Here is a 9,509-nt window from a genome sequence, read left to right as displayed (position 1 = left end):
CGGCCGTGCTTGCACGGCCAGTTGGCGAATGCCGCGAGGGTCAAATACCAAAGTGCCTGAAGGACACTTTCTGCTCTGCAGCGTTGCAGGCTTGATGCCCCGTTGCTTGCAGGGGGTATTTGATTTCCTTTATTATAATGTATAAATCAGGATGTGTCAAATGTAAAAATGTAAAATTAACAGCATTTACTATGTCGCTTCTGTCAATCCACAGGGCTAACAGCATGATTTAGAGGCGGGAATGGGCAAAATGGTCAAAGTTATAAAAGAAAAATAGTCAAATGTAAAAATTGAATAAAAAAATTTGTGTAAAATGTAAAAAAGGTATTGACCAATTGTAAAATATATGATAGTGTATAGTTACATAAAATGTAAACGAAAATTTTACAAATGCACAATAAAGCGCAACAAGGAGGGAAGAGGGGACAGCGGAGTGCAGATTGTGGTTTTTAAGAGAAAGCGGAAAGGAGAAATCTTTCATGAAAACAAGTACAAAAACGGCTTCTTCCAAGGACCGCGCTCCCTGGAAGGAAAAAGAAGGAAAGGGGCTGCACGGCACGCTTGTCTACCTGCGCCAGCACTGGCAGCTGTATGTGATCTTCCTGCTTCCGGCATTCGCCCTGACGATCATCTTCCGTTACATACCCATGGGCGGCATCCTGATTGCCTTTGAGGACTACAACGCAATCAAAGGATTCCTTGGCAGCCCGTTCGTAGGCTTCAAGCACTTCCAGAGGTTCCTGTCCTCGCCGGACTTCCTGGCCTATCTGGTGAACACCCTGAAGCTGAGCATCTACGGCCTGCTGTGGGGCTTCCCCATTCCCATCCTGCTGGCCTTCCTGCTGAACCGGGTGGAAAGCTCCAAAATCAAGCAGAAGATTCAGCTGGTGCTCTACATGCCGAACTTCATCTCTGTCATCGTGCTCTGCGGTATCGTGAGGATTCTGTTATCGGTTACCGGCCCTGTGAACCTGCTGCTGGGCACCTCCACGGACTTCATGACCATGCCCGAGGCGTTCCGCACCATCTACATCGCCAGCGGCATCTGGCAGGGCGCGGGCTGGGGCTCCATCATGTATACGGCAGCTCTTTCCAACGCCAGCCAGGAACTGAAGGAGGCGGCCGTCATTGACGGGGCCAACATCTTCCAGCAGATCAAAGCGGTAGAGTGGCCTGCCATCAAGGACGTGGTCATCATCCAGTTCATCATGTCGGCAGGCAATATCATGAGCATCGGCTTTGAGAAGGCCTACGCGCTGCAGACGGACCTGAACATGAAGACATCGGAAATCATTTCCACATATGTGTACAAAAAAGGTCTTCTGGACGGCGACTATGGCTTTTCAACGGCGGTGGGGCTGTTCAATACGGTCATCAATCTCATCTTGCTGATCACGGTGAACAAGATCGTGGCAAGGATGAACGAAGGCAAAGGACTGTAGAGGAGGTGCGAAACATTTTATGAAGAAAAAATTTAGCAGATATTCCTTACAGGATAAGACATTGCTGATGACAGGCTACATCCTGCTGGGGCTGTTCGTGGTAGCGATCATCATCCCCATGATTTACATCGTGGTGGCATCCTTCATGGATCCCATCACCCTGCAGAACAAGGGCATCACCTTCGATTTCAGCAAGTGGACGCTGACGGCTTATGAGCGGGTGTTCAGCAACGCGCAGATCTGGATTGGCTTCCGGAACGCAGTGATCTATTCCGTGACATTCACGGCGGTGTCGGTGTTCATCACCCTGCTGGCAGCGTATCCCATGTCCAGGCCGGATTTCAAGGGCAAAGGATTCTTTAATGTAATCTTCGTCATCACCATGTTCTTCGGCGGCGGCCTGATTCCCACCTACCTGCTGATCAAGAGCCTGGGCATGATAGACACCATCTGGGCCATCATCATCCCCGGCGCCTTCAGCGTGTGGAACATGATCATCGCCAGGACTTACTACCAGGGCATCCCCACGGAGCTGCGGGAGGCGGCGGACGTGGACGGAGCCAATGAGATGACATTCTTCTTCACGATCCTGCTCCCGGTATGTATGCCCATCATCGCCGTGCTGTGCCTGTGGTCCTTCGTGGGCATGTGGAACAGCTACTTCGATGCCTTGATCTATCTGGACAGCGCGTCAAAGAAGCCCCTGCAGGTGGTGCTGCGCTCCATCCTGATTCAGAACAAGCCGGAGTCCGGCATGATATCGGATATGCAGAGCACTGCCGCCAGGGCCCAGCTGGCAGAGCTGCTGAAATATGCCACGATCATCGTCTCCAGCCTGCCCCTTCTGGTGATGTATCCTTTCTTCCAGAAGTATTTCGATGCCGGGATCATGGTAGGATCCGTAAAGGGTTAAGAGAGGTTGCTGCGGCAGGATGCCCTGCGGGATTCTGCCGTGAAAACAATAAAGCAATGCAGCAAGCTGCAAAGTGAATAAGTATACAGGAAAGTATACATAAAAATAGGAGGAAAGTATGAAGAACAAAGTATGGAAACGAATCGTCACCGCAGGGCTTGCGGCGACCATGGTATTTTCCCTGACGGCATGTGGGGGGGATAAGGTGGAGCTGAACGACGGTACCTTTAAGCCAATGGACGCAGGCGAGCTTGCTTTCCCTCAGGCAGAGAAGGTGACCCTGACCGGTCTGATCAACTATCCGGCCAACACCACGGAGCCCAAGGACCGTACCATCTTCAAGCGCCTGGAAGAGCAGACCAACGTACATATCGAATGGAATGCCATCACCAACAGTGAGTGGGGAGATAAGATTCAGACCCTTATGACGGACGTGAACTCCCTGCCTGACTTTATCTTCACAGCGGGATTCGGCGAGGCTGACCTGCTCCGGTTCGGCCAGGGCGGCACCATCATCGCCCTGGAGGAGTACATTGACAACTATATGCCGAACCTGAAGAGCGTGTTCGACAAATATCCTGAGTACAGGAAGATGACCACCGCTTCCGACGGGCATATCTATTCCCTTCCCTGGATCGAGCAGCTGGGCGCTGACAAGACTGCCATCCAGGTCATCGACAATATGCCCTTCATCAACAAGAAGTGGCTTGATTTTCTGAAACTGGAGGTTCCTCAGACCGTTGAGGAGTTCGAGGCGGTGTTGATCGCATTCCGTGACCACGCGTCCGAGCTGCAGGCGGAGTTCGGGATTGAAGGAAGCATCATCCCTATGTCCTGTATCGTAAATGACGGCGGACAGGATCCCGGTGTCCTGTTCAACTCCTTCGGCGAGGGCTATGGCGATGCTGACAAGTGGAGACATATCGCTGTCACCGATGATAAGAAGGTCGTCTGCAGCGCCACCTCAGAAGGCTGGAAGGAAGGTATCGCATGGCTGCATTCCCTGTATGAGCAGGAACTGATCGATCCCGAATCCTTCACCCATGACTGGTCTACCTATGTGGCAAAGGGCAAATCCCATCGCTACGGCGTGTTCTTCAGCTGGGATCCGGCGAACATTGACAATCTGGAAGACTATGTCCCCCTGCCTCCTCTGGAGAAGGACGGCAAGAGGGTGCTCACTCCCTGCAACGGTTCCTACACCAGCGGCTATGACCGCGGACGTGCAGTGGTGACGGCCACCGCACAGAAGCCCGCGCTGGTATGCGCATGGCTCGACCAGATGTACGCTCCCATCCAGTCCCCGCAGAACAACTGGGGCACCTACGGCGAGGAGGATGATTTCGATATTTTCGTCATGGGCACCAATGCCAACGGCGGAGAAATGCTGCAGCATGCCCCTCTGGGAGACGCCTCCCCTGTAGAAGTAAGAGAAGCAGAAGCTGTAGGCGGACCTCTTGCGATTCTGGACGAGTACTACGGCGAATATGTGACCTGCCCGGACGATGCCCAGTACCGTCTGGACTGGATCAAGGAATACTATACTCCTTACATCGAGGCGGAATATGTATATCCTCCCATCTTCATGAATAAGGAAGATATCGAGGAGCTGTCCAATATCATGGCTGATATCGGTAAGAACGTAAATGCCAAGAAGGCCGAGTGGATCCGCGACGGCTTCACCGATGCGGACTGGGATGCTTATAAAGAAATGCTTCAGGGCTACAAGCTTGACAGGTATCTGGAAATCTTCCAGCAGTATCTCGATGAGTACTATAAATAGGGTATGCTGTAGAAGCAGAGCGGATTTTGGGAAGGAAAGCAGGAATTATACTGCATAACGCTGAATACTGCCTAATGCAATCATGCGATTGAACCGGTCAGCGTTATGCAGTCTGGTTTCACGGCAAGTGAAATCGTGAAGCAGTATAAGTTCAAGTAAGGCGAGGCGGCCGTCCAGTCCTCTGCGAGAGTGGCTGGATGGCCGTTTTTGACAAAATAATGAATCAGGAGCATGGAAAGTATTATGACAAGTCAGACATTGAGAGAAGCGCGCAAATATGAAGAGACTTTTGAAAAGATGATAGCAGAAGAGGAAAGGCCTGCGTTCCACCTGTCCCCCCGCACCGGATGGATGAACGATCCCAACGGCTTCTCCTGGTATCAGGGAAAATACCATCTGTTCTATCAGTACAACCCCTATAACTCTTACTGGGGCCCCATGCACTGGGGCCATGCGGTGAGCGAGGATCTGCTGCACTGGGAATACCTGCCGGCGGCGCTGGCGCCGGATGAAATCTATGACAGGGACGGCTGCTTTTCCGGCGGCGCGGTCACCCTTCCTGACGGCAGGCAGCTTCTGATGTATACGGGAGTGGTCAATGAGCGTCAGCCCAACGGGGGGCATACGGAGGTCCAGACCCAGTGCCTGGCCGTGGGGGACGGGACAGACTATGAGAAATACGAGAACAACCCGGTTCTGGACGAAAAGGATCTGCCGGAGGGCTCCAGCAGGAACGATTTCAGGGATCCCAAGATATGGCAGGATGAGGACGGAACTTATTGCTGCGTGATCGGCAACAGGGCCGCGGACGAAAGCGGACAGGTTCTGCTCTATACCAGCCAGGACGGATTCCGTTGGGAGTTTAAAAGCATATTGGCATCCAACCATAACCGCATCGGCAAGATGTGGGAATGCCCCGATTTCTTCCGGTTGGACGGAAAATGGGTGATTCTCACCAGCCCCCAGGACATGCTGTCCCAGGGCTTCGAGTACCACAATGGCAACGGCACGCTCTGCCTGATCGGCGATTATGATAAGGAGACAGGGAAATTCATTGAGGAGAGCAATCAGTCTATTGATTACGGAATTGACTTCTATGCTACCCAGACCCTGCTGACGCCGGACGGGCGGCGGGTGATGATCGGATGGATGCAGAACTGGGATACCTGCAATCACAGGAGAAAACATGAGGAAGCCTGGTTCGGACAGGTGAGCCTGCCCAGAGAGCTTTCCATACAGAACGGCAGGCTCTGCCAGAAGCCCATCCGGGAGCTGGAGGCCATGAGGTGCAACAGAGTCGCTTTTGAGAACCTTACATTCTCGGGGAACATCTATCCGGAGGGCCTCAGGGGGCGCAGGGTGGACATGGAGATCGTGGTACGCCCGGTGGAGGGCTGCGACATGTACCGGAAATTCGCGGTGCGCTTCGCCCAGAACGACCAGTACCAGACCTCCTTCAGCTACAGGCCCGGCGAATCCGTGCTCAAGGTGGACAGGAAATTCTCCGGTTCCCGCAGGGCCATCATCCACCAGAGGCGCAGCAAGGTACTATGTAAGGACGGCGTGCTGAAGCTGCGGATCATCCTGGATCGCTTCAGCGTGGAGGCCTTTATCAACGACGGAGAACAGGTCATGACCGCCGTCCTGTATACAGACCAGGAGGCTGACGGCATCTACTTCTCCGCGGACGGGACCGTGAGCATAGACGTGGTGAAGTACGATCTTCTATAGAATTGATATCTGGAGCTTTTGCACAGCGGACAGGCAGGCGCTGAGGGTGGGACATTCCCCCACAGCGCCTGAATCATTTGACAGGAAAGGAGACAGATACATGGACAACAGGGAGAGGAGGGACGCGGGGCTGGCCTATGTGGCGGACGGCAGCGTCTTTGAGGAAATGCAGGAGTGCAAGAAAATCTTACAGAGGCTGAACTTCATGGATCGGACTGACTTCGCGGGAATCGCGAAGACGGTGAAGGAGCTTCTGGGGGAGTCGGAGGAGGCCTTCGTCAACCCGCCCTTCTATTGCGACTATGGAAAGCACATCCGGGTGGGGAAGAACTTCTTCGCCAACTACAACTGCACGCTTCTGGACGTGGCGGAAATCCGGATTGGCGACAACTGCCAGCTGGCCCCCAATGTGGCAATCTACACCGCCGGGCATCCGGTCCATCCCGTCACCCGCAGCTCCGGCTATGAGTACGGGAAAGAGGTTGTGATCGGGGACAATGTGTGGATCGGGGGCAATGCCGTCATCTGTCCCGGGGTGCATATCGGCCACAACGTAGTCATCGGCGCAGGCAGCGTGGTGGCCAGGGACATCCCGGACTGGTGCATCGCCGCCGGGAATCCCTGCCGGGTCGTCCGGAAGATTACGGAGGCGGACAGGCGCAGGCTCTTCCGGGCGGAGGAGATAGACGAGGAGGCTTGGGAGGAGATTGTAAGGCTGTCACAGCAACGGTGAAATAAACCCACCTGGTGTGACAGCCTGATGGCTGTTCCCTATAAATCCAACTCCTGGAAATCAATCTGGAAATCATCATAGATATTGACCGCAATCCTGTCCTGAAATGTGTAAGCCTTCGCTCGGAAAGAACCCTTTTCCAGATGGTAGACTGCGACTTCCTTCACCATCGGATCCACAACCCAATATTCCCTGGCCCCTGCATCCGCATATAGATTCAGCTTTCGGATATAATCATGACCGGGATTGCTTGGGGAAATGATTTCTATAATCCAGTCCGGCGCACCGCTGCAGCCTTTGTCCGTGAGCTTATCCCTGTCACATATCACGCTAATGTCCGGTGCCACCACCGTATCCCTGTCCTCGAACAGCTTCACGGCAAAAGGAGCGGGATAGACCCTGCAGGAGCCGCCTTTTGACTTGATATAAGTTCCGATTGCAATATGAAGTTCACTTAATATCGTCTGATGTATCCTGCTACATCCCTGTGCTTTTTCGAAAGGAGGAGGAAAAATACTGGGAAGTCATAGATATAATCGAACACCTCATAGGCCGTCAGCATCTGCTGCAGCACGTTTCCTCTGGCGGTCTCTTTCGGCTTGGTCTGTATTATAATACGCATGAAAACACCCCGCGGCGGCACCGAGTGAACAGTAATGTGGAGCACACATAGCAACCGGCCATTGATTCAGAGTTATTGACTTTTCAGGCGGATTCATTATAATAGGTCTTATCGGATGACTGTGTTCGCGAAGCGTCGCATATTGTGGATACAGAGGCTTAAGATGAGGGCGAAAAGGGATGGGGAAAGTAAGACAACTGGGTAGGCTGGTAAACCGGAACCGCAGGGCATTGGCGGAATTTGAAATCGTCTTCAAGCTGCTGACGTTCCTGGTGGCAGTGCCCCTGTTCTCGGGATGCTTTCGCCTGATTATGAAGATTACGGGATACAGATACCTGACGGTGGAAAACGTGCTGTCCTTCGCCGTCCATCCGGTGACGGTGCTGTCCGTGGCCGCCCTGCTTCTGCTCATGACGGCCTACACCATGTTCGACATCGCCACGGTGATCATCCTGCTGGACCAGTCCTGGCAGAACCGTAAGGCCTGCCTGCCGGAGGTGCTCCGCGTCTCTGCCCGTAAGTGCATGGGGATGCTCCGCCCCCGCAGCCTTTCTCTTGCGTTCCTGATTTTATTCCTCATACCCTTTCTGAACCTGGGCCTGGCATCGGGCGTGATCTCTACCATCCAGGTGCCCGGCTTCATTCAGGATTATATCGGGCAGAACCGGTTTCTGCCCGTGCTCTGTGCCGCGGCAGTGGCCCTGCTGGCAGTGCTGTTGTCATACTGGCTCTACTCGCTGCATTTTCTGGTGCTGGAGAATCTCCCCTTCAGGGAAGCCAGGAAGCGCAGCCGCCGCCTGGGAGCGGGAAGGCATGTGAGGGACATGCTTTCCTTAGTGGCCATGCAGGCGGTGATATCCCTGTGCTTCTTAGGCTGCGTCCTGATAGGGATACTGCTGATCATGGCGGTGGACGGCATGCTGGAGCGCTTCGCCCTGCTGGGCAGCCTGGTGTCCACCATTATATGGATGTTCATCGCCCTGTGCGCGGCGGTGTTCATGTCCCTGTCCATGCCCTTTGGCTATGCCGGCATCAGCGTCCTCTTCTACGCCCATAAGCAGGAGAGGGGCGAGGAAATCCGCAGCCTGGAACTGGGGGCGGGAGAGGGGAAAGCCGGGGAGAGGTCCCGCATCCGGGCCGCCTGCATCGGGATAGGCCTGGCCGCCGTGGTTCTGGGGACTATATTCACCTACGGGCTGCATCTGGGAAAATACAACCTGAACATCGAGTACGCCCGCACCACGGAAGTCACCGCCCACAGAGGGGCGTCCGCGGACTATCCGGAAAACACCATGAGCGCCTTTGAGGGCGCAGAGGAGCTGGGGGCGGACTGGATCGAGCTGGACGTGCAGCAGACGAAGGACGGGGAGATTATCGTCATGCATGATACCAGCTTCAAGCGTACTACGGGCCTGAATAAAAATACCTGGGAGCTTACCTGGGAGGAGGTGGCGGGCCTGGACGCCGGGAGCTTCTTCGGGCCGGATCATGCCGGGGAGGGAATCCCCAGGCTGGGCCAGGTGGTGGAGTTCGCCAGGGACCACCTGATCAAGCTGAACATCGAGCTGAAGCCCACCGGCCATGAGACGGATTTCGAGAAAAGCGTGGTGGACATCGTGGCGGAGCATGACTTCCTGGAGCAGTGTGTGATCACCTCCCAGGTCTACGGCGTGCTGGAACGGGTGAAAGACTACAATGCGGAAGTCACCACGGTCTATGTCATGAGCCTGGCCTATGGGAACATCACGGATCTGGAGGCGGCGGACCATTTCAGCGTGGAGGCGGCCAATGTGACGGAGAACCTGGTGGACAGGGTTCACGGGCAGGGAAAGCAGCTCTACGCCTGGACCGTGAACACCCAGGCCGGCATCCGCAGGATGGTGGAGCTTGGCGTGGACAATGTGATCACGGACAATGTGGCCCTGGCGAAGGAGATCATCTATGCGGAGAAGACCAGCGATTTGATCAGCGAATATATCAAGCTGCTGGAGAAGATTTTCTGACAGGGCGGATGATTTTTCGGCGAGGAAGGCAGGAGGCATGCCGAGGATATTCAATAAAAAGTTTGAAATTAGTCAGCATTTAGGAGGCAGAGGGAGGGAAGGACATGGAGACTTTGCGGTTCGGGGTAGTGGGAATCGGAAATATGGGAAGCGCCCACGCGGTGCAGCTTTTTGAGGGCAGGGTAAAGGGCGCAAAGCTGGCGGCGGTGTGCGACTGCCGCCGGGAGCGCCTGGAGTGGGCCGGAGATCGGAAGAGCGTCGTGTAGGGAAAGAGTGTAGATC

Annotated in this window: 8 protein-coding genes; 6 read left to right on the top strand and 2 right to left on the bottom strand. The window is 54.5% G+C overall.

The genetic code is table 11. The features are described from left to right. Positions 1-479: 479 nt before the first annotated feature. From Q2B33_RS13050 to Q2B33_RS13030, 5 genes are all read left to right on the top strand, one after another. Entirely contained in the window at positions 480-1,442 is a 963-nt protein-coding gene (locus tag Q2B33_RS13050) for a sugar ABC transporter permease (RefSeq protein WP_296475326.1), read from the top strand. Between the two features lie 19 nt (positions 1,443-1,461). Further along, positions 1,462-2,355 (top strand): carbohydrate ABC transporter permease, encoded by an 894-nt coding sequence (locus tag Q2B33_RS13045; protein ID WP_251205275.1) that lies wholly within the window; start codon positions 1,462-1,464, stop codon positions 2,353-2,355. 118 nt (positions 2,356-2,473) lie between these two features. Next, positions 2,474-4,138, top strand: coding sequence for an extracellular solute-binding protein (locus Q2B33_RS13040; RefSeq protein WP_300573661.1), 1,665 nt, complete (start codon positions 2,474-2,476; stop codon positions 4,136-4,138). 243 nt (positions 4,139-4,381) lie between these two features. After that, entirely contained in the window at positions 4,382-5,869 is a 1,488-nt protein-coding gene (locus Q2B33_RS13035) for a glycoside hydrolase family 32 protein (RefSeq protein ID WP_300573664.1), read from the top strand. A gap of 100 nt (positions 5,870-5,969) precedes the next feature. Further along, on the top strand, positions 5,970-6,602 hold the full coding sequence (locus Q2B33_RS13030; RefSeq protein WP_296478485.1) for a sugar O-acetyltransferase: 633 nt from the start codon (positions 5,970-5,972) through the stop codon (positions 6,600-6,602). A 38-nt stretch (positions 6,603-6,640) separates the two neighbouring features. Here the strand turns inward: Q2B33_RS13030 and Q2B33_RS13025 are convergent, their stop codons facing one another. Both Q2B33_RS13025 and Q2B33_RS13020 read right to left on the bottom strand, forming a co-directional pair. Further along, positions 6,641-7,027 carry a Uma2 family endonuclease gene (locus Q2B33_RS13025; RefSeq protein ID WP_300573687.1) on the bottom strand — a complete coding sequence of 129 codons (387 nt, stop codon included), beginning with the start codon at positions 7,025-7,027 and terminating at the stop codon, positions 6,641-6,643. A gap of 29 nt (positions 7,028-7,056) precedes the next feature. After that, positions 7,057-7,224, bottom strand: a complete 168-nt coding sequence (locus Q2B33_RS13020) for a hypothetical protein (protein ID WP_300573669.1) — start codon at positions 7,222-7,224, stop codon at positions 7,057-7,059. 179 nt (positions 7,225-7,403) lie between these two features. Between Q2B33_RS13020 and Q2B33_RS13015 the strand changes: the two genes are divergently transcribed. After that, entirely contained in the window at positions 7,404-9,227 is a 1,824-nt protein-coding gene (locus tag Q2B33_RS13015) for a glycerophosphodiester phosphodiesterase family protein (RefSeq protein ID WP_300573672.1), read from the top strand. Positions 9,228-9,509 lie beyond the last annotated feature (282 nt).

It is taken from the genome of uncultured Acetatifactor sp., assembly GCF_948601915.1.
Classification (GTDB): domain Bacteria; phylum Bacillota; class Clostridia; order Lachnospirales; family Lachnospiraceae; genus Acetatifactor.
The sequence above is the reverse complement of the archived record's forward strand: the minus strand, read 5'-3'. Positions and strand labels throughout refer to the sequence as shown.